The organism is Ruegeria sp. K11, from assembly GCF_056531905.1.
The window spans coordinates 119,519-143,261 of record NZ_JBQFMP010000009.1 but is presented as its reverse complement, the minus strand read 5'-3'; the positions used below and the strand labels follow the sequence as shown (position 1 = coordinate 143,261).

Below are 23,743 nucleotides of genomic sequence, written 5' to 3'. Positions count from 1 at the left end.
GGTGCAAGTTCAAGGGAGTATTCCGGTCCAGTCTGCGCAGCAGTCATTTTGAATAATGCCGGTTTGCGCGCGTTGCGTAAGCGCCCTTATGTAAACTTGGCGGGTAGAGCGCAGTTTTGCTAACCATCAGTGTAGCTGCCAGCAACCGCACCACCCTGGCAACCCCACCCCATCGACGGCTCTGTGACCAATTGGGGCCAGGACAAGGTCTGGTTCGACGGATTTTGAGAGCTATATTGGCCCCAATTCGATCGGCTTTTCGCAAAGTAAACAAACTGGGTTCAACAAACCCGATCATGAGAAAGCTTTCAACACATCTACCAGCCGCTTAAACTCTAAATCGTCATCCGCCCCTTTCCAGCGATTTGCGAACTTGCAAACAATCTGTAGGTTCCCTGGTTCGTAGTGGCGACTACTGTCGATACGATCCAACGATGCGCGCATTTCTGCGTCTCCGTCAGTCTCATTGAAATTGATCGGCAAGCTCGTCAGTGCACAGTGACGGTCTTGGTCGGCTATTAGACCCTCGATGTATTCTCTAAATGCTTCTTCAGACGCAAAACCCAAATCTTTGTTCTTATGAGTTCGCTCGGCTACCTGGCCGTTGGAATGAGTTATGGTTTGAATCGCTGTTCGCGCCATCCTCCACGCCGCAATCTGCTCATTGTTAAAAACCGTGACGGCTCCGGCTTTGGACTTCGACTGCTGAACCTTCTTTCTCCAGTCGTCGCGCCCATGCCAAGGTTCCAGGTCTTCTCCTCGGATCAAAGCGAGCGAATACCCCGCATAATCAGGACCCAACTGCTGCATCGTCGCTTCAGTGGCCAGGAAGTCTTTTGCCTTCGGGTGAAGCCCTGCCCAAGGCATAAGGTTGCCCTTAACATTCTTGTTCGACCAAGGCTTACATGGCTTGTGACATATGATAACGCGGCGCTGCCTACCGACCGGCTCTACGAGGTCCTCGAACAAAGGTTCGTCGTTTGAAGACTCCGTCCACCACAGGTGCTCCGTGTCGCTGTGTAGCCAAATGTCGCCGTTGCTCTCGGTAATGTTGGTTATCAGATTGAACCACCTAGAAGCTACAGCGCGTGTTGGCACGTTACCGGCGGCCGTTAAGGTGCCCATTCTATTTTGGATGTATCCTTCTCGGTCGCCCGCTTCCCAAAACGGCTGAGCCTCAACCGTGTTCATCGTCGCAATTGTTCCGCGGCTCAGACAGTCTGGCCACGCATAGTTTTGCTCACCAAAATTCGCGACGAACACCTTCATTCTGCTGCCTAACTAGACCCGCTTCAGTTTGACGACATGAAGCTCTTTGAGCCACTGACCCTCCAAGGGCCTGGTCTCCTTTGACACGACTTCCCATGTCCCTTCGTCGGGTTTTGAGTTTTCTGTCCGCATATTCCCCGTAACAGGATCCGGCGACCCGCGCTGAATGACAGCCCGAACCTCTTGCCCGGGCTGGAAATCGGCGAAGTACTTAGCATGCACATGCGTTTCCGCATCATCTCCATCTATGAGGTGTTCCCAGATCGAAACCACCTCAACGCCATCCGCAGCCGTCAGGTGCCATTGACGAAAAATTCCGGACGCACCCAGAGAAGCAAATGCTGTTCGTCTATCCAATGATCTCCTCCTTCTCGGCTGCTAGGATGCTTCGTAGCTCGCATCGAACAACGGTTTCGCGCGTTCAAAATCGGCCTCACTCGAAATTGCCACCTCAAGATCCCCAGTACCAAAATGTCCAATTTTTCGAACATCACGCGTGAAGCCGTCTTCTACCTCAATGCTGTCAGGATTGATCTTAAGATAGACAAGCACTTTTCCTGTTTGGGGCCGCACCTCCACACAGGCAAAGTTCTTGATGCGCCGAAAGGCGAAGTAGAACTTTAGCGTTTTTTCCTGAACATCGTCACCGAGCGCTACAAGATATGCCCGCACGGCCTCATATCTGTCTTTCACAGATTGGTCGCTTTGAGCCAGGTATTCTGATGCAGTTTTGTAAACGGCCGTGCTGGGTTTTGACTTTCCACCGTTGACTGTGGTTGTTGCAGCTGGCTCAGCCGAAGCAGCAGTCAATTGCTCAAGCAGAAGCAGATCACCATCAAACCGAACATATCTGATCAGCTCTATGTTCCGGTTCATTTGGTTTACAGCGTGAGTATCGTATTTCGTGAAATCTCCAGCAATGCAGATCAACCTTGGTGCAGACCATTCAATCTGGTCAGAAACTTCCTTCCCGAACTTCTCCAGGACAAGCAGGCGAAAATCGGCCTGGTGGTCCATTAGCCAATCCAAGTAGAACAAGCCTTGATTGATAACGTTCTCATTGGTGCTGCGTTTATACTCGATAATTACCGGGCAATTATTCTCATCAATTCCAAGCGTGTCCATTCGACCGCGGTTGGTTGTGCGAAATTCAGAGGCAAGAAATCGGACGCCAAGCAACTCTTCTAAGTTGTTTTCGAAAATGTCCTGTAATGACTTCTCCATAGCAACTGCTCGGCCTTCAAGCTCTGTCACCAAATTTGCGCCCAGCTTAAAAAGCTTAATATCTGCCATGCCTATACCAATCTTTTGGAGCGCACTCTTCAGCACTCACCGCTCAATTTTCTGCAGCTTAGCGACGTTCTCATCTCAAGGACAGAGCGTGACGCACGGTAGCGCCAAGTGGCTTGAAGCGAATCGATCTCATGAGCCCGAAAGCTCTATGTATTTAACCGGTGATCAAAGGTGTCTTGGTTCACGCATGCGCGTGTAGGACACAGCCAGACAAAACATGATAAGTCTCTGATAATGATTGTAATTTCGAGATTTCATGCTTAAGTTGAGTTGAGGCCACAGGAGGTTTCAATGCCTACACTTCGTTTTACCAAACGCGCCATCGATGCGCTTACACACCCCGAAAAGGGACAAGTTCTCTATCGCGACGAAATGCTGCGCGGTTTCGGCCTGCGCGTGGGTTCTCAGTCAAAAGTCTTCTTTGCTGAAGGTCAGGTACAGAACCGGACACGCCGCGTTTCTATTGGTCGTGCAGATGTGTTGGGCGTAGATGCCGCCCGCAAAAAAGCCTTGGCCGTTCTTAGCGAAATGGCAACAGGTATCGATCCAAACGCTGAGAAGAAGCGCGCCGCGCAAGAAAATATAACGCTTAGCCAGGCTTTCGATGGGTTCTTTGCCACACGTGCCACCCTCGCTAATAGCACGCGGGATCGCTACGGGCGCTCTGTGAACTTGTACTTGAAAGACTGGAAGCGCACGCCGGTCACTTCCATTAGTCGACAGATGGTGCTGAAGCGGCACCAACGGATTGCAAAGGCCAACGGCGAGGTGACAGCCAATAATGTAATGCGTCATTTTCGATCTGTGTACAACGTAACCGCGGCCGCGCATGACGAGTTCCCGCCGAACCCGGTCAACATCCTTACACAGGCGCGAGCTTGGTATCCTGAACGGCGGCGGCGTGGGGCTGTCACAGCACATGACTTACCTGTGTGGTGGGCGGCAGTCATGAAGGAACCCGACTATTCGCGCGGCTTCTTGCTTATCGCTCTTTTCACTGGCATGCGCCGCAACGAGATTGCCAGCCTTCGGTGGGAATATTTGGATTTACCAGATCAGGCGCTGCACATCCCACGAACCAAGAACGGTGATCCCCTAGATCTTCCGCTATCTGACTTCCTTTCAAAACTGTTGTTGGAACGTAAGAAAATCGTAGGAAAGTCTGAATGGGTGTTCCCCAGCAGCGGCCGCACAGGCCACTTGGTAGAGACGAAGAAGTTTACTAGACGGGTGACCGAACGCTCCGGCGTGGCTTTTACTCTACATGATCTGCGGCGAACGTTTATCACGATCGCTGAGAGCCTAGACATCCCGCACTACGCCCTTAAACGGCTTTTGAACCACCGTCTGTCGGGAGACGTCACTGCGGGGTACATTGTTTCAAACGCAGAACGCCTTAGGGGTCCCGTGAGTCAAGTTGCCGACCAGATACTCAAACTTACTGGTGGAGATGCATAATCCTGGCCCAATGTCGCTTAAGTATTTATCTATTAAGTATTATTTTTGCGTACCCGCATTGACGAAATTGCCGTTTAAGCGTACTGATAGCGTTGCCTGGAAGAAAGTTTGCCCTGAACGGCAAGGTGACACTTGCCAAGGCCGGTGAGATTAGGCCGGGTCCAGGTCGGTAGGATCGCAAGCGTGGTGATCCCTTAAACGAACGTCAAGTGTCCGCACAGCGGGCCAGCCCACGGCCGTAGTCATTCCCTGAAAATTAGCCTGATCGGCTTCAGGACTCTGTCCAGCCGCAGGTCACGCAAAGGAAATGGCTCATGGCTGTTCATTCGACATATTCCGCTTCGCGCGGACTCAACGACGACGCCCTATTGAACACAAAAGAGGCGGCGAAGTATCTGAACCTGCAACCCTGCACACTCGAAAAGTGGCGGAGTCAGAAACGCGGACCCAAGGCAATTCGCCTCGGAACAAAGGCGATCAGGTACCGCAAATCGGCGCTTGACACCTTCATTCAAGGAGGTGGTCATGACTGATTTCCAAAAATGCACATCTAACCTAATGCAGTTTGTTCACGCGATTGCAGAACTTGGTCGCACAGACGCTTACGCGGCCTATCAAAACAGAGGGTCGATCAAATACCGCAAGATCATTGCGACGATTGACGAGTCTGTTGTCCTTGCGCACCTAAACAATCGCGCGCCGATAGCATGTTACTTCGTCGTGGGTGACGAAACCCGGTGTGCCGTCCTCGACTTCGACGACCATGACAAAAATCTCGACTGGTCGGAAATGATCAAAGCGGCAGAACCCATCGTCAACGACCTACAAGAAAAGGGTATGCATGTGCTTCTGTGCCGTTCCGGTGGTGGGGCCGGGCTACACGCCTGGGTCTTCTGGGCCGCCCCTCAAAAGGCATATGATGTACGTGCTTACCTTAAGGAAGTCGTGGCACACCATGGTTTCTCAGACGGTGCCCGTGGCGTGCAATCCAAGCAAGTTGAAATCTTCCCGAAAAATGACCGCATCAAAGAAGGGGGTTACGGCAATGCCGTAGCTCTCCCCTTTGCGCGCGCGTCTGTTCCTCTCGACACAGAATTTCACCCTACGGCGCTTGAAGACTTCGAGCCGCCTATGCTGAGCGAATTCTTCTCCCCACCGGTGCCAGAAGCCAAGGCCAATGTGCCAACTAGAAATCGTGCATCAGAAAGCCCAAGCAATAGTTCGCACCAGAGTGATCGCAGTATCACGCTTCTAGAGGACGCGCTCTTGAGCATCCCCGCGGACGACTACGATATCTAGATCAAGGTCGGCTTGACTCTGAAAACCGTACATAGGGAAGCTGGATATTCGGTCTGGCTTTCCTGGTCGCGTTCATCAGCAAAATTTGAGGGTGATGACGAATGCCAGGATCGCTGGGAAACACTTGAGCCAGACGGCTCGCTAAGCCTCGGCACCATTTACCATATGGCGATAGAGAATGGCTGGAATCGCCCAGTTGATCCGATCATCGAGGACATGAATGTCAATTACGCAATCTTTACGCACGGTCAGAAGACAACGATCATCGTCAAAAAGCCCGAAGATGACGGCAACTCGGTGATATCGCTTCTGGGCAAGCGACCGTTTGAAGATCGCCTGGCTGCACAAAAGCACTTTGTAGTAAATAGCGATGGTAGCCAAAGTCCCATGCCTCTCTCGAAATACTGGCTGGGACACAAAGATGCTGATCACATATATCGCCTCGACTTTGATCCAGCGAACCCGCCAGGAAAAAACGGTACGGCATGGAACGTCTGGTCGGGATTTGCCGTGAAACCGGCTCCTGGCGACTGGAGCCTGCTAGAGGAGCATATCCGGGATAATATTACTGGTGGTGACACCGAGATTGCCGAATGGATGCTGAACTGGTTCGCGCTGGGCGTGCAGCGGCCTGGACTTGTAATAGGTACCGCGCCGGTGTTCCTCGGTCTGCCCGGGGTGGGAAAAGGCGTTCTGGCCCATGCGTACGGTAGCCTATGGGGGCGCCATTTCACGACGATTACGCATTCGGCACACGTGAAGGGACGCTTCAATAATCACCTCTTCGGGAAGCGCTGCGTCTTCATAGATGAGGGCATCTTTTCGGGTGATCGAACTGATTCCGGGGTCATAAAGACCCGGCTGACTGAACCGTTCGTGGTACTTGAGCAAAAGGGCATCGATCCAGTTCAGGTTCGAAACCACATGATCTTCATGGTGGCCTCGAATGAGGATGCAGCCGTACCCGCCGACCTAGCAGATCGGCGTTGGCAAGTGCTTGAGGTCGCCGACACACAACGCGATAACAAGACCTACTTCAAGGATATTGCGGTTCAGTTCGAAGGCGGCGGGCGCGAGGCTTTCCTTCACGATCTTTTGCAACGGGATATCTCGAAGGGGCCAGATCCGCGCAAAACGATCAAAACAGCTGGGCTCTTTGAGCAAACGGTACGTGCTGGAGGCCCTGTGCTACGGTACATGTTTGAGGTCTTGGATGAGGGTGTCCTGCCCCAACCGAACGCACCCGGAAACGCCCCAGGAGTGTCGACTATTGGCGCTCTCTATGGGGACATGTGCGCTCGGGATCGGCGTGGCGCATATATTCCGGTTACCACGTTCGGAAAGAATCTGAATCGCATGATTCCTTCTGTCAAAACCGTGCCAAGTGGCACATACCTTGTTCATGGTCCTGGTGGGCCTAAGAAGACGCGTTCCACCCGGTATAGTTTTCCGGAACTAAACAAGGCGCGCCGCGAATTTGAGCTCTACGCCGGGCAGCGGGTTCCATGGTCCAACAATCTGGATGAGTGGCAGGAATCACCGGAACAAGATGGGCGCTGGGAGCAAGAAACACCGTTCTAGTGGCTGATATGGGGGAGCTAGGTAATACAGGTGGTAACGCATCTTGTTGCTTCTGGTTCCCCCAACCCAAATTTTAAAAAACCTATACAACCCATACTTCCCAGTTCCACAACTTGGGCCAATCGATCGGGGTGAGGCGCCTATCCGCGCGCATTGCCTGTGCTTGCGGGCCCGTTAGCTTTTGAGGCTTTCCAGCCATCGTTCGATTTCCAGAAATTCTTCTGAATCATCATGTTCTGATTCTAGTTCCGCCAATTCCTCACGTGCATTCTCCAATGTTCTGCCAACTTCAACGCCGTCGCGTCCATATTTTCGATTTTCCAACCAGGTCAGCAGTTTCGTCCGGCGCTGATCGGTCAACGCCTCGGGCGCATTCACAAACACGAGCCGCCGCGCCAGTTCGCGGTATCTGTCGTCCTCAAAGGATCCGGCTATCGCCGCACGTTCCGGCCACTCCGACTTGTGGAACGACTGCATTTGGTTTTCGTCAGCGCGGCTAGGGAAGCCCTCATACATCCGCAGCTCGACGATCTGGGCAGGCTCGAAGGGCGGGTAACGCTGTTCCATCGCCCTGCCTACCCGTGCAGCAAATTGGCCGTCAGCGGACACCACAGCGGCCCGGCGGACGATCTCGGCCAAGGGCAGGCCAATGGTGGCTGGAAGGTCAGGCGCTAATGCTATGTCGACCACGGCTGGCATTTTGTTCGAATAGATGGTGCGAAGCGCCCGGTCGGGCCCCTTCGTTTCTTCAACTAATTCATTGTCGCCCAAGTTCAGAACTTCCGCAGGGTCTCGACGCAGATCAAACACAGCCTGCATGATTGGGTTCTTAGGGTGATGACCGCAGCCGACAACGGCACGAATGGACGGAACCCCCATGTGATACTCAACGAGGCACTTCGGCTCGCCTGACGTCACCCGCGCCGCAACCTCGCTCTTGTCCACCAGAGGCAACAAAGAATTCCAAACTGCAGGCGCGCGGTCGCGGATTAGCCGTGCCATGTAAATGGTGGCTTCCACATCTGCCAAAGCGTCATGGGCGTTTTCATGTGCGAAGCCGTTGGCTGGTGCCAGGGTATCAAGGCGCAGGGTCGGCTTACCCTTGGCGCTGATGGGCACAGTCATAGCGTTGGGGGCCAGCGCTGCTGTGGTCTGTGCCAGGCGCAGTACATCCGCCCGCTGGTTACCGTTGATATTGGTCAGGTAGACGGGTTGCAGTGTTTGGTAGAAGGCTTGGCGAAGCAAGGGCTCGTCGAAAGAGAGGGTGTTGTACCCGGTGAAGATCGCAGGAGACCACGCGCGCAGCTTCTCTGCGATCTGCAACATCATTTTGTAATGAGTGGGCAGGTTTGGGTCTGTCAGCATCTTGGGAGTTACCCGTGTCGCCAGTAGGGCGGCAGGAGATGGGATCACGTGAGGTAGAAGGCGGCAACGGATTTCGAAGCGGTCGAGCTCGTTTAGGTCACAATCCGTCCGGATCGCTGCGAACTGCAGGATTTGGTCGAACGTTGTATCCGTGCCGGTGGTTTCAGTATCGTAAAAGACGAAAGACATGTCGCAATCGTAGCTCGAAAACGTCGGTGCATTAAGTCCTGGTTTCGCCTAGAAAAATCTGCGGCGATTGTTATCCTCCGACTGATCGCACTCAGAGCGGATTGATTGTCGCAGAAGAAGAAAAAATGACAAATACAGATAAAGAAAAAGTGGCGGCCCTGGTAATTGACGAGAAGGAGCTTGGCATCGACCCAGAGGCGCTTTGGGCGGCTGCCGATAAACTGCGAGGTTCTATCGACGCGGCGGAGTACAAGCATGTTGTCCTGGGGCTGATCTTCTTGAAGTACATCTCAGATGCGTTCGAGACTCGCCGTGAAGCATTGCGACAGGAGCTGGAAGCCGATGGAATTACCGGCGTATCGGCTGAAAACATGCTCGAAAGCCGGGACGAGTACACCGCCGAGAGCGTCTTCTGGGTGCCGGTTGAGGCACGTTGGGCCGAAATTCAAGCCAAAGGCAAAACGCCAAATATCGGCAAGCTGATCGATGACGCCATGTACGCGATTGAGCGGGACAATCCTAAGCTCAAGGGAAAGTTGCCACGTGACTATGCTCGACGGGGTATCTCGCCTGAGCGCCTCGGTGGCCTGATCGACCAGATCGCCTCCATCGCGGTCGGGACCAAAGAAGCGCAAAAGAAAGACATTCTTGGGCGTGTCTACGAGTATTTTCTCGGCAAGTTCGCCGCCGCAGAAGGCAAACTCGGCGGTGAGTTTTTCACGCCCAGCTCAATAGTGCGGCTGATGGTCGAAATGATTGAACCCTATGAGGGCCGTGTTTATGACCCCGCATGCGGTTCGGGCGGCATGTTCGTTCAATCCGAACGCTTTGCCGAAGCTCACGGCGGATCGAAGCGTGATCTTTCTGTGTTTGGGCAGGAATCGAACCCGACGACGTGGCGTCTGGCCCATATGAACCTCGCCATTCGCGGTATTGAAGCTAATCTGGGCGAGCAGCCGGCTGATAGTTTCACCCGCGACCTGCACCCGGACCTCAAGGCAGACTACATCCTCGCAAATCCGCCATTCAACATTTCTGACTGGTCGGGCGATCTGCTTCGGAGCGATACTCGTTGGAAGTACGGTCCGCCTCCCGTTGGCAACGCGAACTATGCGTGGATACAGCATTTCATCCACCACCTCTCCCCGCCCAATGGCAAAGGCGGCGGCATCGCAGCTTTCGTAATGGCGAACGGGTCGCTGTCTTCGACGTCAGGCGGAGAAGGAGAAATCCGTACGAAAATAATCGAAGCTGACCTGGTCGACTGCATTATCGCCATGCCGCCACAGCTATTCTTGACGACTGGAATTCCAGTCTGCCTTTGGTTTGTAACGCGTGATAAATCGGGCAAGTATCTTGATAAGGGGCGCGGTGGTCGCGACCGTTCTGGCGAAACTCTATTCATAGATGCACGCGATATGGGCGCACTGGAAGAAGGATCGCGGACGTTGCGCTTCCTTTCAGGGCGCGACCACCCTACTTCCCCGCCACCACCCGAAACGGAGATCGGCCGGATCGTCGCGACCTATCATGCCTGGCGCGGCGAGCAGGACGCGGGCGCTTACGAAGACGTCAAAGGCTTCTGCAAAGCCGCAAAGCTATCGGACATCGCCAAATACAACCACGTACTAACCCCTGGCACCTATGTTGGTAGCGCAGCGCGCAAAGCCGATGATGAGCCATTCGAAGAGAAGATGGAGAGGCTGGTCGGGGAGTTGAGCGATCAGCTCGCAGCGTCGGATACTCTGGAGGCGGAGATAAAGAAGAATTTGGGGGCGCTTGGGTATGAGTTCTGAGCGATCCGAGTGGGCACTCGAGAAGTGCCTTGAAGTTCTGATTGATTACCGAGGCAAGTCGCCGACAAAATCGAAGACCGGTATTCCGGTCATCTCTGCAAAGGTCGTGAAAAACGGCAGAATTCTGGAGCCAGTTGAGCAAACCATAGACCCGTCTTACTACGAAGAGTGGATGCGCCGCGGCCTTCCAAGTGTAGGGGATGTCGTCATGACAACTGAGGCCCCCTTGGGAGAAGTCGCGCGCTTAAACGCGCGGACAGCTCAGTACGCCCTTGGGCAAAGAATTGTAACCATGCGTGGGCGTCCAGGTTGCTTGGACAATGGCTACTTGAAGTACCTACTTCTGTCGGACGAAATGCAAGATCGCTTGTACCGGCGCGCCACAGGCACAACAGTTCAGGGCATAAGCCAGAAGGCGCTTCGGCAAGTAGAACTTCCGCTTCCTGATTTTGACATCCAACGCGCCATTGCCAAAATTCTTGGTGATCTGGACGACAAGATCGATCTCATGCGGGAGATAAACGCGACGCTAGAAGAGATGGCTCGAACGGTGTTTCGGACATGGTTTGTCGATTTTGAACCCGTCCGTGCTAAGGCCACCGGCGCAACCAGTTTTCGCGGCATGCCTCAGGAGCTATTCGAAACTCTTCCAGATAGCTTTCAGCCGTCCGAGATCGGAGATATTCCTGCTGGATGGTTTTCGAAACCTCTTTCGGACCTCATTGAGGTAAATCCTGCTCGACAATTGAAGAAAGGCGTTGAAGCAACCTACCTAGGGATGACGGATGTTCCCACGTCTGGGCCGGCACCTGCCAACTGGGCGCAAAGGAAGTTCACTTCAGGTATGCGGTTCAAAAATGGCGATACACTCCTCGCCCGGATCACTCCGTGCCTTGAAAACGGAAAGACTGCATTGGTCGATTTCCTCGATACGGGGGAGATTGGCTGGGGTTCGACAGAATATATCGTGCTGGCACCTCAGGGTTCTGCGTCCCGCGAATTTATCTATTGTCTTGCCAGGAGCGAGCGCTTTCGGGAATTCGCGATAAAGAATATGACCGGGACAAGCGGTCGCCAGCGCGTCGGTCACGAGTCCATATCCGGCTACAAGATGGTTGATCCTGGAACGGAGGCTCTCCAAGCATTTGAGCAACTCTCGAAACCGATGTTCGAGCGGATAACAGCGAACCGAGACGAGATTTCTACTCTTTCAGCTTTCCGCGATACGCTTCTCCCCAAACTCATCTCCGGCGAATTGGATGCACCGAGTCTAGAGGACCTTGGCCTCGAAGGTGGCGAGTAATGGCAGTTGAGGCATACACATTCCAATTATCCGCCTGCCGTGAATTGATGGAAAGCCATCCGGAATCTCTTGTTATTCGCCAGCAAGTGGAAGCGTTGGAAGACGCGATGCCGGACAAGCCAGGCATCGCCGTGTCCTTCTGCCGTACATTGATCGAAACGACCTGCAAAACCATTTTGGTAGATCGCGGCCAAGCACCCGATGGCGCTTGGGAAGCTCCAAAACTCATCGCAGAAACCACTAAGTTTCTTCACCTCGGCATTCACGACGACGGGCACACCGACCCCACTTTGAAGAACGGTGCGGAGAAGCTGTTGCGCGGGGTCAACTCGATCATTGATGGCGTCATGGAAATTCGCAACGCTCATGGGGCAGCGGCTCATGGTTCAGATGCCTACGCCCCTATGCTGGACGCGCGCTATGCCGAAATTCTCGCCAGAGCGACGGATGCTGTCGTCGGGCTATTGTTTAAAACCCATCTGAACGGCTCAGGCAAAGCGCCGCTGGCGCGCTTGCGATATGGCGATCACAACGATTTCGACGAATGGATCGACAATGATTTTGGGCCATTCGAAGTACTCGAAACGCCACTCGTCGCGAGCGAAGCCTTGTTTCGAACTGATAACAACGCCTATCGGGCAGCGCTTGTCGCCTTCAAACAGGAGCAGGATGGCGCGCAAGAACAGCAACAAGAAGAACCTGATGGAGGGGAGGCCGAGGCATGAAAGAGGATATCGTCGAACAGGCCGCCCTAGGTTGGTTTGAATCTCTTGGTTACAATACCGCGCGTGGTGCCGATATCTCCGTTGGAGCGGAATATCCCTTGCGCGAGTCGTATGAAGACGTCGTGCTTTTGCCCCGTCTCAAGGCGGCGCTCCGCAAATTGAATCCAGACTTGCCTGAAGACGCCATCGGACAGGCGGCGACGCTTGCGTCCCGTCCACCAGAACCAACGCTTGAACAGAACAACCGATGGTTCCATCGCATGCTGACGGATGGCGTGGACGTTGATTATCGCACGGCTGAAGGCGAAACGCGCGGCGACAAAGCGAAGTTGTTCGATTGGCATAATTTGTCTGCGAATGACTTTCTGGTGGTTCGTCAGCTCACCGTGAAGAATGGAGAACATACCCGCCGACCCGATCTCGTGATCTTTTTGAACGGTCTGCCGGTCGCCGTGATTGAACTTAAAGACCCGACTAACGAAGAAGCGACCCTCTGGACAGCGTTTGATCAGCTCCAAGACTACAAGTCTGCAGTCCCGGCGCTTTTTGCCTACAATGAAGTCCTTGTCGTCAGCGATGGTGACCAGTCGCGAGTTGGCTCCCTCACCGCAGATCAGGACCGGTTTACGCCTTGGCGTTCGATCAAAGATGACGGATATCCAGGCGCGCCGACGCTAGAAACCGTGATCACAGGCCTGTTTCGTCGCGACGCTTTGCTGGACTACTTGGCTCACTGCATTGTCTTCGAGGAGCACGAGCGCACAGGTCGTATCATCAAGAAGATTGGCGGTTATCATCAGTTTCGCGCGGTTCGCAAAGCACGCGAACGGGTGACACTATCCCTCAAGCCTGAAGGTGATGGACGTGGCGGCGTCGTCTGGCACACGCAAGGCTCCGGCAAGAGCTTGACCATGCTGATGCTCTCGGGCGCATTAATCGGGGATACTGCGCTTCAGAACCCGACTATTGTAGTTGTCACCGACCGCAACGATCTCGACGGTCAGCTCTTCGGTACTTTTGCTGATGGACGCGCGCTCTTGCGCCAGGACCCAGAGCAAGCTGCGGATAGAGAAGACCTTTCTAGCAAACTCAACCGCGCTTCGGGCGGGGTGATCTTTACGACTATCCAGAAGTTCGAAGAGCGTGCGGAGCCCGTCAGTGACCGTTCAAATATTGTGGTTCTAGCGGACGAAGCGCACCGTAGCCAATACGGTTTTCTTAAAGGCGGTGCGCGTTGGATGCGAGAGAACCTTCCGAACGCAACTTTCGTTGGCTTCACAGGTACTCCGGTAGAAGGTGATGACCGATCTACACGTGGTGTCTTCGGAAGCGACGTCGATATCTACGACATAAAACAAGCAATCGACGATAACGCTACAGTCCCGATTTACTACGAGATGCAGCTCATCAAGCTAATTCCAGACGATGAGGGGATAACAGAGGCTGAAAGGCTGATCGCAGAAGCAGCAGATGACGACGACGCGGGTTCGTCCGTCGATCCTGACATTGCAGTTCCGTTAGAGATGCTTGCAGGGGCAGACCAACGTCTTGAGACCTTGGCCTCGCAAATCATCAGCCACTTCGATCAGAGATCAGAGGTGATTGATGGGAAGGCGATGATTGTCTGTATGAGCCGCGATATCTGCATGAACCTTTACGATAAGATTATATCACTCCGGCCTGACTGGCACTCCGAAGAGGACGATGCAGGCGCGATCAAGGTCGTAATGGATTCAAACGTTACACCGCGGCGAGTGAAAAAGGACTCAACGGGTAAGCCAATTAGAGATGCCGCCGGGAATCCAGTTTACGAAGAAACCGTCGAGCAGTTCGAAAAACGCACACAACGGACCAAGTATCACGGACGGACAAAGACACGTCGTGAGAAACTAGCACTTCGCCTGAAGGACAATGCCGATCCGCTCAATCTTGTCATCGTATGCGACATGTGGCTGACGGGCTTCGACTGTCCTTCCCTTCACACAATGTATCTCGACAAGCCGCTCGCCGGGCATAACCTCATGCAGGCCATCGCCAGGGTGAACCGTGTCTTTGGTGACAAGCCGGGCGGCGTAGTCGTGGACTATTTGGGTATCGCCGACCAGCTTCGCGACGCAATTCAGACCTACACACAGGCTGGTGGAGAAGGAAAACCTGTCGAGAACATTCAGGATCAGGCAGTGCCCCTCATGCTGCGACATGCGGAGGAGTTAGCGGCCTTCTTCGGTGAATTCGATTATGTGAGCCTTGTCGCAGGTTCAGATGCAGATCAGCTCAGGGCTATTATCGATGGTGCCAATTACGTTCTTCAAAAGGAGAATGGTAAGAAGCGATTTGACGAAATGACTGTCCGTTTGTCGAAGGCGTTTGCACTTGCCGTGCCACGCCCCGAGACCAATGCAGTCCGTGAACATCTTGCCTTCTATCAGAATGTCCGCTCTGCAATCCGCAAGCGGTTCGACGATGAAAGCCACACACGATCTAGCGCAAGCTCGCCGGCAGTGAATCAAGTCATTTCAGGTGCAATTCGAACTGACGGGGTGATCGACCTTTTTGAAGTAGCCGGATTACCAAACACAAACGTAGGTATTTTGTCGGATGAGTTCCTTGACCGCCTCGAAGCACTGCCCCAGAAAAATCTAGCGCTTGAGACGCTCAAAAAGCTGTTGAGCGATCAAATCCGAACCCGTGAGCAGGTCAACATCGTACAATCGCGGTCATTTCGAGAGTCACTTGAGAACGTCTTAATTCGTTATTCGAACCGGGCGATTTCAACGGCGCAGGTCATCGAAGAGCTAATCGGCCTAGCAAAGTCCATTTCGTCGGCGATTGCTGAGGGTCATGAGACTGGCCTAACAGAAGAGGAGATAGCCTTCTATCAGGCGTTGGCTGACAACTCTTCTGCTAAGCAAGTGATGCAGGATGAAACGCTCAAGCAAATCGCTAGGGAGTTGGCTGAGAGCATCAAGCGAAAGGCGACTTTGGATTGGACACAGCGCGATACAGTTCGAGCCGATATGCGTAGGACCGTGCGTAGATTGCTCGCAAAGTATGGATACCCACCTGACGCACAGGAATCAGCTACCAAGCTAATCATTGCTCAGGCAGAACTCATGGCAAAGAATGAGGTTACCTAGTAACCAATCAGATTTTCGGTACCTGAGCGGAATACCTTGCGTAAGCGGCTAGTCTCACGGCTGGGCCGCTTGAGTGTACATTCAGTTGATTTCCACATGTTTTGTAGGTCGGGGCCTTTGGGGCACTTTGCAAGTCTGGCACTTAGGTTTTGACGCCTACCGCACATAGGAACTAAGGAGTATGATCCAAGTTCGATAAAGATCGTTATTTTTCAGCTTCTTCGGAAGAACTGGTGCCGCTGAAGGGACTCGAACCCCCGACCCCATCATTACGAATGACGTGCTCTACCAGCTGAGCTACAGCGGCACACTTCTCTTATCCGAGGCCCTGATAGGAACCTCCTCGCAGCCCTGCACGATAGCTCGAAAACTTGCGGGCGGATGACCGACATATCCATGTCTGCCGAAGCCATCCCTCAGCCGGGAACCCGTATGCGGCAATGCTAAAGATCGTTTAAACTGACAACAGGCGCGGCGCAAGTGGGGATCGACAAAGGCGCGGCAGGGGGTTTCTCTGCGGTAGCTGCGCCTCACAAGGTTGACCCAATGACGTTCATCCCGCATCTTTTGTTCAAACTGATTGTATCTTTACCCGGCTGAACCGGGTTCCCTGCACTTTTTCAAAGGTTTAAACTAACCGTCGCAATGTCGGGATACTCGAAAAAGACATATGTTCTGGATACGCACAGGTTGCGCGACCCTGAAAAGACGCTGGCGATTGTCGAGCCCTTTCTGAAAGACATGGGCATCACCCGCATCGCAAATCTGACGGGGCTGGACCGTGTCGGTCTGCCGACAGTGATGGTGACCCGGCCCAACGCGCGCTCGGTCGCGGTTTCGCTGGGAAAGGGCCTGTCGCTGAATGCCGCCCGCGCATCAGGGGTTATGGAGGCTATTGAATCCTGGCATGCGGAGCGGATTGAGCTGCCGCTGCGGTTCGCCAGTTATGCGGATCTTTCGCAATCGGTCATGGTCGCTGATGTGACACGGTTGCCGCAGGTGACCGGAGGTCGCTTTGATCCCCATGACAGCCTGCTTTGGATCGAAGGGCTTGATCTTGGCACTGGTGTGGGGTGCTGGGTTCCTTATGAGATGGTTGATACGGACTATACCACCTCGCCCGTGGGCGCAGCCCGGGCGTTTCCGCGAACCACCAACGGGCTGGCGTCGGGCAACGATGTGACCGAGGCGAGTTGTCATGCGATCTGTGAATTGATTGAACGGGATGCCACGACGCTGTGGCATCAGCGCCGCAGTGACCCAAGGCTTGATCACAAGACGATAGACGACCCAAGGTGCCGGCAGGCGATGGATCAAATTACTGGTGCCGGGCTTGATCTGGGCATTTGGGACACGACCTCGGACATTGGTATTGCCAGCTTTCGGTGCGCGATTTGTGAGTCCTCGGGCAATACGGGGCATATCGGGATCGGGGATGGATGCCATCCCGACCGCGCCATTGCCCTGTTACGCGCCCTGACAGAGGCCGCGCAAACCCGACTGACCTACATATCCGGTGCGCGAGATGATCTGGACCCGGATGAGTTCACCGATGCCGCCCGGACCGACCGCAGCGGCTATGTTCAGAACCTGATCGACCATAGCCCTGCCACACGGCCGTTCAGCGCCTGCCCGACCCATGTAAGCGACTCACTGCACGCCGATCTGGCCCTTTTGATATCCCGTCTGGCAGCGGCGGGAATGGACCAGGTGATCACGGTCGACCTGTCGCGTCCACAGATTGACATCGCCGTGGTACGTGCGGTTATCCCCGGATTAGAAGCCCCGCATGACGATCCCGACTATGTCGCGGGCCCCCGCGCGAAAAGGATTGGCGCATGACCGTTGTCATTTTCGTCGGACCCACGCTGCGCAATAGCGACGTCTCGGATCATCTGGAGGCCACCATTCTGCCGCCGGTTCAGCAGGGCGATGTGTATCGCGTGGCCCGGGATAAGCCGCGCGCCATCGGGATCATCGACGGGTTCTTCGACGGAGTTCCTTCGGTATGGCACAAGGAAATCCTGTGGGCGATCGAGCAGGGCATAACCGTCTTTGGCAGCGCCAGCATGGGGGCTTTGCGCGCGGCGGAACTTTCCGATTTCGGAATGATCGGGGTTGGACAGATTTTCGAGGATTATCGCAACGGCACCCTTAGCGACGATGACGAGGTTGCAGTTCTGCACAGCCCAGCGGAACTGGGGTTTCAGGCGCTCAGCGAGCCGATGGTCTCTATTCGGGCAACGGTTGCGCGTGCTGTGTCCGAGGATATCCTGACACGCGAACTGGCCGGGCGGATTCTGGAGGTCGCGAAAGAGCTGAACTATCGCGAGCGGGCCTGGACAACCGTGATTGAAAGGGTCGATGGCCGCTTTGACCTTTCGGAATTTGCAAGCTGGCTGAGTGCGGGGCGCGTGGACGCCAAGGGCAATGACGCCCGACAAATGCTTGCCACAATGGCCGAGTACTTGCGCGACAACAACCGAGCAGCAGCCGACCATAGGGTCGAGCGGACTCTGGCATGGCGCGACCTGTGTGCCCGCATCGACGCTGAAACCGAGGCCGGCCCGTCAAAGGACGTAGCGTTGGTGAATGAGTTGCGCCTGACCCCTGATCGCTTTGCTGCGATCCGGGAACGGGCTGCGTTGACCTTGCTGGCAAACGACGAATCCTTGCGGTTGGGATACGTCCCGGATCGTGAGGCGCTGGTTCGAAAGATGTCGGAACATCGGGTTGAGGCAGGATTGCCCCGGCAAACGGATTTGATGGCTTGGTTGCAGACCAACAACCTGGACCCGCAGCAATATGAGAGTTTTCTGGCCGACAGGTCGCGCACGGATCAGGTGATGTCTGCGCTGCAGGACAGAATAGATACCGCCATCCTGGACGAACTGCGCCGCGCGGGCGATTACCCGGAAATGTCGGACCGCGCCGCGCGAAAATCCCGGGTTTTGGCCGCGCAAGATCCTAACCCCGACCCGGGTGCGCCAGCCAGCGCTATGCGTATGTTAATCTGGTATTTTGAAACACAACTTGACCAAAGGGTCCCGGATGATCTTGAATCCTATGCAATTGCGCTTGGTCTGAGCGGGCGCGATGCGCTTATTGAACTGATTGAAGCCGAATTTCTGTTTTGCCAATTGGATGGCGACCCGATGGATGACAAGCCCTCCGACATGGCGGGCTGACACCGGAGCGCCGCGGGAGGGGAAATTGACGATCTGGCCCGAACAACCCGAAGACGAAGCACCGGGCACACGGTTCCTGCTTTATCCGCAGTCGCCCTTTTTGGAACCTGACGCCCAGTTGGAGTTGGTTGAAATATCCGCGCCACCCGGCACGATTGGCGCAGGCCCTTCGGGGCCGCGCATGTATACCGTCAACCCGGTCGGCAAAACGACCCCTTACGGAGCCATGGTGCCCGGCCCCGGTGGGCCGCAGATGTACCTGCCGCCCTGGGACGGCTATTTCCAACCGCCACCGGAACCCGACGAGTTCGGTAACTTCGTCCACATTGATCCGGCAAACCCCAGTTTCGAGGCCGCGCATCTGTTCGGATCGGCCCATTTCACCATGGATGTATGGGAAGGTTATTTCGGCCGCCCGATCCCCTGGCATTTCCGCAGAGACTTCGACCGGCTTGAACTGTCTTTGCTTCCCAGCCTCGACAATGCGCATATCGGTTGGGGATTTCTGGAAACCGGCGGAACGTGGGATCACGGTGATGAATACCGCGCCTATAGTCTGAACTTTGACGTGGTGGCTCATGAAATCGGGCACGCGATCATCTACAGCGTGATCGGGATGCCCTCGGACGGGGATGCTTCGGGTGAGTATTACGGCTTTCACGAATCCGCCGCCGACATGGTCGCGCTGCTGGCCTCTTTGCATTTCGGCTCGGTTGTCGAGGATTTGCTCGAAAACACGCGGGGCAATCTTTACACGTTCAACCGCCTCAGCCGGTTCGCCGAGCTGTCGCACAATGCACAAATCCGGATCGCAGCCAATGACCGGGTACTGTCCGAGTTTTCGCAAGGCTGGTCCAGTGAACATGCCTTGTCCGAGCCCTTGACGGGCGCGATGTTCGACATTCTGGTCGACATTTACCACGAACGCCTGCTGGTCCATGACCTGATCACCCCCGAGATGGAGCATCTGTCGGATCAATTGGAAGGATCACCCGAATACAGCGCGGTGATGCAGCAGATGTTCGATACCCGTTATGAAAAAAAACCCGACGGGTTCCGTACCGCCTTGCTTGAGGCGCGGGATTTCCTTGGGTCCTATCTGGCTGACGCATGGGAATTGCTGGATGCCGACATGCTCAGCTATTTCGGCGTCGAGCGCGCTTTGCTGGCGGTGGATCACGAGATCACCGGCGGCGCGTTCCGTCAGATCATCGAAGGCAACTTCCGCATGCGCGACATCGGGCTGACCACGGCAGGTCCGCGGCTGAAAGAACCTGATGAGACCAGCCACGCCTCGTCGGTGCGCACACGCGTACCCGGGTGAGACTGTGCAAGTGGCTTTGATTTTTGGTTGTTTTGTGGCATTTTATGCCCACGGGGTGATATTTATTGCAATTGGGCACGCATATTTTGCGCGCCAAAAAGGGGGGAGATGAGGTCCTGGACGTCGTCGATCCCGTATGAGGGAGAAAGTGATATGTCTGAGTCCTTGCTCAGTTTTTCCGAAGTGCTGTTATTTGGGCGACTGCTTCACGATCTGAAAATCACAAAACCGAAAACCGTCGCTGATGAAACAGTTCGTTTGGTGGCTTTCAAGAGAATCAAAGTGAACACCGATCTTTCGGTTTCAAACGACACAGTTGATAAAGAAGAAGTTGCTAGTGGTGATCGTATTCTGGTCACCGCGAACAAAAGGAAAAAGAACGGTATTTATCAAGTTGTCATTGATGCAAGCGACGCTGACAAATATCAATTGCAAGGCAGGGCCTTGGTTGGCGAAGATGGGCTGGTCAAAGTTACAGATGGGGATACCTATGGGGGCAGCTACTGGGAACAGGTCCTCAAAGATCCGCTGAATAACAGACAGCAATTCAAGTTCAGTAAGCGCCTTACCGAAAGGCTCGGCGAGAACAAGCAGCTCGAGGATCAATATGGCGACGACGCGCGGCTGGCGCGGATTTATGGCTTTGCCTATGAGGGTACTTACTTCGACTTGCCCGAACCAACGGTTTTCTTGGTCCACGGCAAAGGAGAAAGCGCGACGGATAACAACAGCCCGGGCAATTTGGCGTCCCGTGCTCCTAATGATCCCAGCCGTAGTGGAGTGGCCACTGCCGATTTTCAAATTGCAGACGACATACGTGTCTGGAATTACGACAAGGCCGACTATACGATCCGAATGGATGTCATGACGGGAATGTTCGAACAAGTCCTGCTGGATCTCTACTTTGGCTTCGACAGCCCTGCCATCAGCGGAGCAAAGGTCAGCGGCGCGAAAGTCAGTGGGGCCAAGGTCAGCGGTGCGAAAGTGAGCGGAGCCAAGGTCAGTGGGGCCAAGGTTAGCGGAGCCAAAGCGCGCGGTGACTGAATGGGTGCGACAATGAATGCGAAGGGCGTGCAATTTGCGCGCCCTTTTTCGTTCAGAATCCGGCCTTTTTCAAACCTTCGACAAAATGCTGCGTGTCATCCTCCAGACGGTCCGGCAGCACCTTGGCCCAGCGCGTCAGAGAGAAGTTGGGATGCGCAGCGCGGTGCTTGTCAGCAATCTGGCGTGCCATATCCATATTGCCCAATTGCGCGTGGCTGGCCGCCAGCATCCGTTGCCCCTCGGTCGGGTTGTTCATCTTGTTAACCGAGGTGATCACGTCGTCATAGCGCTTGAGGTTGTAATAGGCCCCGCCCAGATGCCACAGATACTGGTCCGGGAAATAAGGGTTCAGCCGCATCGCTTGCTGAAGATGCTGAATCGCCGTTTCATTGTCACCGGAATGGGCCAGCGCATCCGCGTAATCCGAGTGCATATCGGCATCGTTGGGGTTCAGCACCAGCGCACGTTTGTAGGATTCGATCGCCGCGTCATGTTCCTTGCGATAGAGCTGAACAAATCCCAGCTCCCCAAACCCACGTGCATCGGTGGGGTCCAGTTCGACCGCGCGCTGGGCGAACGACAGCGCTTTGTCCAGCGCGGTTCCAGGATCCTTCGTCCAGGAATAACGCCAGTCTATGTTGAGCGTTCGTGACAAAGCTGCGGCAGCGCGGGCATAGCCCTCATCGCGCTGCAGCGCGGACTCATAACAATGCTGCGCCTCGCGATTGTCCTGTCGCGTATATTTGAAGATATGGTGTTGCCCGCGCAGGACCGAGCCATAGGCCTGTAAATCAGCCGGAATCGACTGAACCATACGTTGCTTTTCATGAGACTCGATCATCACCGCCGTTGCCGCAACGATGCATTCCGTGACTTCATCCAGAATATCGAAGATGTCATCAATTTTGCGGTCAAACCGCTCGGCCCAGATCGTGCGTTCGGAATTGGCATCAATCAGTTCGGCAGTGATCCGAATACGACTGGATGACCGCCGCACATTGCCCCGCGCGATATAGCGCACATTCAACCGGCGGGCGGCCTCTTGCGGCGCCATCGATTGCGCTTTGAAAAAGAAGGATGAGTTCCGGGCGATGATGAAGAGGTTACGAAACTTGGACAGGTTCATGATGATGTCATCCGTCAGCCCTTCGGCAATCCAGTTGTCATCTTCTTCTCCGCCCTGGCTGACAAAAGGCAGCACGGCGACCGAGGGGATATCCGGGCGCTCCAGCACTTCCAGGCTCATATCGGGCCGCAAGGTTGCCGCCATCGTCGCGCCCTCGACCTCGCTGCGGACGCAATAGGTCGGCACTGGCGACAGGATGTTTTTCAGCTGTTTGGGGCCCAGAAACTCGTAACCATAACGCAGCCGGTTGCGGATCTGGTCATATACCGCCGAGCTGACATAGACCCGTTCGGGCTCGGCAATCTCCTGAAGGCGGGCAGCGATGTTGACGTTGTCGCCATGGACACCGCGTTCATCCACCAGAACCTCACCCAGATGAACACCCGCGCGGAACTTGATTTTCTGATCCGCCGCGCGGTCCTGATTGTGCTCGGCCGCGATTCTGTGCAGTTCCACGGCAAACTCGACAGCGCTGGTCGCGGTTTCAAACAGGACCAGAATGCCATCCCCGCGTACTTCGACAACATTGCCTTCATATCGGGTGCTGGTGGACTCAAGCTGAGACAACAGAGATTTCAACGCGTTATACGTCTCCATCTCATTCTCGCTCATCAATCTGGAGTAGCCGACAACATCGGCAAAGAGCACCGCCCCCAATTTTTGTCTGATTGTCCGTTCCGAACTGGCGTTATTCACTGGCAATACTCGACTGAATTTCCTCGTCGGCTTTGACGAGAGATGTCTATCAGAAACTGGTCCGACATGCGCGGATTTTCAACTTTGTCCCTTATTTTTTGGCGGCCAGCACCATTTGGACGGTGTGTTCGGCCCAAAGGTGACCACAGTTTCGTCACCCAGTTCCCGGGCCAGATCCTTTCGACGTTTGTCCCATTCCTCTTTCAGTACACCGACAACGACCATGTCATGGTAATGACCATCCGCATACCAGGCCTGCCGCATTGTGCCTTCGATCTGACATCCCACATGCGCGATCAAATCGCGGCTGATGTGATTGTCGGCGCGGTAGTAAGAGGTGATCCGGTTCAGCCCCAGTTGCCGGAACGCAAAATCCAGAAGCAGCGCAATCGCCCGGACTGCAACGCCCTGCCGCCGCACGGATTTGTCGATAAAGATCGGTATGACAGCATCGCGGTTGACCTGCGATATCGCCTCGAGCCCAATCATGCCCTGCGGCTGGCCGCTTTCGGATTCAATGATAAACCAGCACTTGCCACAATCACGCGACGCACAGACGGCATCACCCCAGATTTCTTCGGTTTGCAGCAGGTTCAGCGGAATGCGCGACGTTCGGTCGAAGAACGCCAGATCTTCGATATCTTGAAACCAACGCGCGACGATTTCCAGGTCAGATTTCTCCAATGGACGCAGTTTGAACAGTCTTGTGGCAGAATTGGACAAAAGAAAAACGCCCCCTGAAATAAGTGCTTTAAAGTATTCAAACGATACTATCACAATCGCGCCGAAAACAAGAATTGTGTTTTGGCTGCCTTGCGCATGTGCCCAGGTCAAAACGATGCAACCCCATACAATGTTTAATACAGCTTAGATGACCTCGGCACGGCTGAATGTGAGCGGCGTCACAGACAGCGTCCCAAAAGACCGCTAAATTGGGGATATTAACGAGT

18 protein-coding genes and 1 tRNA gene are annotated in these 23,743 nt (G+C 54.6%); 12 read left to right on the top strand and 7 right to left on the bottom strand.

Annotated features, from left to right (window positions below; translation table 11 throughout):
• Positions 1-294: 294 nt before the first annotated feature.
• The 3 genes from ACR0K4_RS15635 to ACR0K4_RS15625 are packed head-to-tail and all read right to left on the bottom strand — an operon-like array spanning position 295 to position 2,562.
• The gene (locus ACR0K4_RS15635; RefSeq protein ID WP_480854712.1) at positions 295-1,269 is read right to left on the bottom strand and encodes a hypothetical protein; all 975 of its coding nucleotides are present in this window, start codon (positions 1,267-1,269) and stop codon (positions 295-297) included.
• A 12-nt stretch (positions 1,270-1,281) separates the two neighbouring features.
• On the bottom strand, positions 1,282-1,626 hold the full coding sequence (locus ACR0K4_RS15630; RefSeq protein ID WP_480854711.1) for a hypothetical protein: 345 nt from the start codon (positions 1,624-1,626) through the stop codon (positions 1,282-1,284).
• Positions 1,627-1,647: 21 nt separating this feature from the next.
• Positions 1,648-2,562 carry a DUF5655 domain-containing protein gene (locus ACR0K4_RS15625; RefSeq protein WP_480854710.1) on the bottom strand — a complete coding sequence of 305 codons (915 nt, stop codon included), beginning with the start codon at positions 2,560-2,562 and terminating at the stop codon, positions 1,648-1,650.
• A 291-nt stretch (positions 2,563-2,853) separates the two neighbouring features.
• Between ACR0K4_RS15625 and ACR0K4_RS15620 the strand changes: the two genes are divergently transcribed.
• The 4 genes from ACR0K4_RS15620 (at position 2,854) to ACR0K4_RS15605 (ending at position 6,900) form a co-directional block, all read left to right on the top strand.
• The gene (locus ACR0K4_RS15620) at positions 2,854-4,020 is read left to right on the top strand and encodes a tyrosine-type recombinase/integrase (RefSeq protein ID WP_480854709.1); all 1,167 of its coding nucleotides are present in this window, start codon (positions 2,854-2,856) and stop codon (positions 4,018-4,020) included.
• Positions 4,021-4,334: 314 nt separating this feature from the next.
• Positions 4,335-4,553 carry a helix-turn-helix transcriptional regulator gene (locus ACR0K4_RS15615; RefSeq protein WP_480854708.1) on the top strand — a complete coding sequence of 73 codons (219 nt, stop codon included), beginning with the start codon at positions 4,335-4,337 and terminating at the stop codon, positions 4,551-4,553.
• The gene (locus tag ACR0K4_RS15610; protein ID WP_480854707.1) at positions 4,546-5,319 is read left to right on the top strand and encodes a TOTE conflict system archaeo-eukaryotic primase domain-containing protein; all 774 of its coding nucleotides are present in this window, start codon (positions 4,546-4,548) and stop codon (positions 5,317-5,319) included. The genes ACR0K4_RS15615 and ACR0K4_RS15610 overlap by 8 nt, the downstream gene beginning before the upstream one ends.
• Before the next feature lie 12 nt (positions 5,320-5,331).
• Positions 5,332-6,900 (top strand): DUF5906 domain-containing protein, encoded by a 1,569-nt coding sequence (locus ACR0K4_RS15605; RefSeq protein ID WP_480854706.1) that lies wholly within the window; start codon positions 5,332-5,334, stop codon positions 6,898-6,900.
• Between the two features lie 174 nt (positions 6,901-7,074).
• On the opposite strand, the gene ACR0K4_RS15600 is transcribed toward ACR0K4_RS15605, so the two are convergent.
• The gene (locus ACR0K4_RS15600; RefSeq protein WP_480854704.1) at positions 7,075-8,454 is read right to left on the bottom strand and encodes an exonuclease domain-containing protein; all 1,380 of its coding nucleotides are present in this window, start codon (positions 8,452-8,454) and stop codon (positions 7,075-7,077) included.
• Between the two features lie 125 nt (positions 8,455-8,579).
• Here ACR0K4_RS15600 and ACR0K4_RS15595 point away from each other — a divergent pair, with 125 nt between their 5' ends.
• Genes ACR0K4_RS15595 through ACR0K4_RS15580 form a run of 4 tightly spaced genes read left to right on the top strand, consistent with a single transcriptional unit; the run spans position 8,580 to position 15,415 of the window.
• Positions 8,580-10,250, top strand: coding sequence for a type I restriction-modification system subunit M (locus ACR0K4_RS15595; RefSeq protein ID WP_480854703.1), 1,671 nt, complete (start codon positions 8,580-8,582; stop codon positions 10,248-10,250).
• Positions 10,240-11,553 carry a restriction endonuclease subunit S gene (locus tag ACR0K4_RS15590; RefSeq protein WP_480854702.1) on the top strand — a complete coding sequence of 438 codons (1,314 nt, stop codon included), beginning with the start codon at positions 10,240-10,242 and terminating at the stop codon, positions 11,551-11,553. Before ACR0K4_RS15595 ends, ACR0K4_RS15590 begins: the two co-directional genes overlap by 11 nt.
• The gene (locus ACR0K4_RS15585; RefSeq protein ID WP_480854701.1) at positions 11,553-12,278 is read left to right on the top strand and encodes an abortive infection family protein; all 726 of its coding nucleotides are present in this window, start codon (positions 11,553-11,555) and stop codon (positions 12,276-12,278) included. The genes ACR0K4_RS15590 and ACR0K4_RS15585 overlap by 1 nt, the downstream gene beginning before the upstream one ends.
• Positions 12,275-15,415 carry a type I restriction endonuclease subunit R gene (locus tag ACR0K4_RS15580; protein ID WP_480854700.1) on the top strand — a complete coding sequence of 1,047 codons (3,141 nt, stop codon included), beginning with the start codon at positions 12,275-12,277 and terminating at the stop codon, positions 15,413-15,415. The genes ACR0K4_RS15585 and ACR0K4_RS15580 overlap by 4 nt, the downstream gene beginning before the upstream one ends.
• Positions 15,416-15,646: 231 nt before the next feature.
• On the opposite strand, the gene ACR0K4_RS15575 is transcribed toward ACR0K4_RS15580, so the two are convergent.
• Positions 15,647-15,722, bottom strand: a tRNA-Thr gene (locus tag ACR0K4_RS15575).
• A gap of 338 nt (positions 15,723-16,060) precedes the next feature.
• Between ACR0K4_RS15575 and ACR0K4_RS15570 the strand changes: the two genes are divergently transcribed.
• The 4 genes from ACR0K4_RS15570 (at position 16,061) to ACR0K4_RS15555 (ending at position 20,971) form a co-directional block, all read left to right on the top strand.
• The gene (locus tag ACR0K4_RS15570) at positions 16,061-17,257 is read left to right on the top strand and encodes a YcaO-like family protein (RefSeq protein ID WP_480854699.1); all 1,197 of its coding nucleotides are present in this window, start codon (positions 16,061-16,063) and stop codon (positions 17,255-17,257) included.
• On the top strand, positions 17,254-18,603 hold the full coding sequence (locus tag ACR0K4_RS15565; protein WP_480854698.1) for a TfuA-like protein: 1,350 nt from the start codon (positions 17,254-17,256) through the stop codon (positions 18,601-18,603). Before ACR0K4_RS15570 ends, ACR0K4_RS15565 begins: the two co-directional genes overlap by 4 nt.
• Positions 18,604-18,628: 25 nt before the next feature.
• A complete protein-coding gene (locus tag ACR0K4_RS15560; RefSeq protein ID WP_480854697.1) occupies positions 18,629-19,927 on the top strand; it encodes a gluzincin family metallopeptidase in 1,299 nt (432 codons plus the stop codon).
• Positions 19,928-20,080: 153 nt separating this feature from the next.
• Positions 20,081-20,971 carry a hypothetical protein gene (locus tag ACR0K4_RS15555; RefSeq protein ID WP_480854696.1) on the top strand — a complete coding sequence of 297 codons (891 nt, stop codon included), beginning with the start codon at positions 20,081-20,083 and terminating at the stop codon, positions 20,969-20,971.
• A gap of 52 nt (positions 20,972-21,023) precedes the next feature.
• On the opposite strand, the gene ACR0K4_RS15550 is transcribed toward ACR0K4_RS15555, so the two are convergent.
• On the bottom strand, positions 21,024-22,745 hold the full coding sequence (locus ACR0K4_RS15550; protein WP_480520115.1) for an adenylate/guanylate cyclase domain-containing protein: 1,722 nt from the start codon (positions 22,743-22,745) through the stop codon (positions 21,024-21,026).
• Positions 22,746-22,871: 126 nt separating this feature from the next.
• Positions 22,872-23,516 carry a GNAT family N-acetyltransferase gene (locus ACR0K4_RS15545; protein WP_480519905.1) on the bottom strand — a complete coding sequence of 215 codons (645 nt, stop codon included), beginning with the start codon at positions 23,514-23,516 and terminating at the stop codon, positions 22,872-22,874.
• Between the last annotated feature and the right edge of the window lie 227 nt (positions 23,517-23,743).

Bases quoted from the DNA above. Each gene is read 5' to 3' on its own strand.
- ACR0K4_RS15555 (WP_480854696.1), top strand. From the start codon at position 20,081: ATGTCTGAGTCCTTGCTCAGTTTTTCCGAAGTGCTGTTATTTGGGCGA.
- ACR0K4_RS15615 (WP_480854708.1), top strand. From the start codon at position 4,335: ATGGCTGTTCATTCGACATATTCCGCTTCGCGCGGACTCAACGACGAC.
- ACR0K4_RS15595 (WP_480854703.1), top strand. From the start codon at position 8,580: ATGACAAATACAGATAAAGAAAAAGTGGCGGCCCTGGTAATTGACGAG.
- ACR0K4_RS15600 (WP_480854704.1), bottom strand. From the start codon at position 8,454: ATGTCTTTCGTCTTTTACGATACTGAAACCACCGGCACGGATACAACG.
- ACR0K4_RS15635 (WP_480854712.1), bottom strand. From the start codon at position 1,269: ATGAAGGTGTTCGTCGCGAATTTTGGTGAGCAAAACTATGCGTGGCCA.
- ACR0K4_RS15585 (WP_480854701.1), top strand. From the start codon at position 11,553: ATGGCAGTTGAGGCATACACATTCCAATTATCCGCCTGCCGTGAATTG.
- ACR0K4_RS15610 (WP_480854707.1), top strand. From the start codon at position 4,546: ATGACTGATTTCCAAAAATGCACATCTAACCTAATGCAGTTTGTTCAC.
- ACR0K4_RS15620 (WP_480854709.1), top strand. From the start codon at position 2,854: ATGCCTACACTTCGTTTTACCAAACGCGCCATCGATGCGCTTACACAC.
- ACR0K4_RS15580 (WP_480854700.1), top strand. From the start codon at position 12,275: ATGAAAGAGGATATCGTCGAACAGGCCGCCCTAGGTTGGTTTGAATCT.
- ACR0K4_RS15625 (WP_480854710.1), bottom strand. From the start codon at position 2,562: ATGGCAGATATTAAGCTTTTTAAGCTGGGCGCAAATTTGGTGACAGAG.
- ACR0K4_RS15570 (WP_480854699.1), top strand. From the start codon at position 16,061: ATGTCGGGATACTCGAAAAAGACATATGTTCTGGATACGCACAGGTTG.
- ACR0K4_RS15565 (WP_480854698.1), top strand. From the start codon at position 17,254: ATGACCGTTGTCATTTTCGTCGGACCCACGCTGCGCAATAGCGACGTC.
- ACR0K4_RS15590 (WP_480854702.1), top strand. From the start codon at position 10,240: ATGAGTTCTGAGCGATCCGAGTGGGCACTCGAGAAGTGCCTTGAAGTT.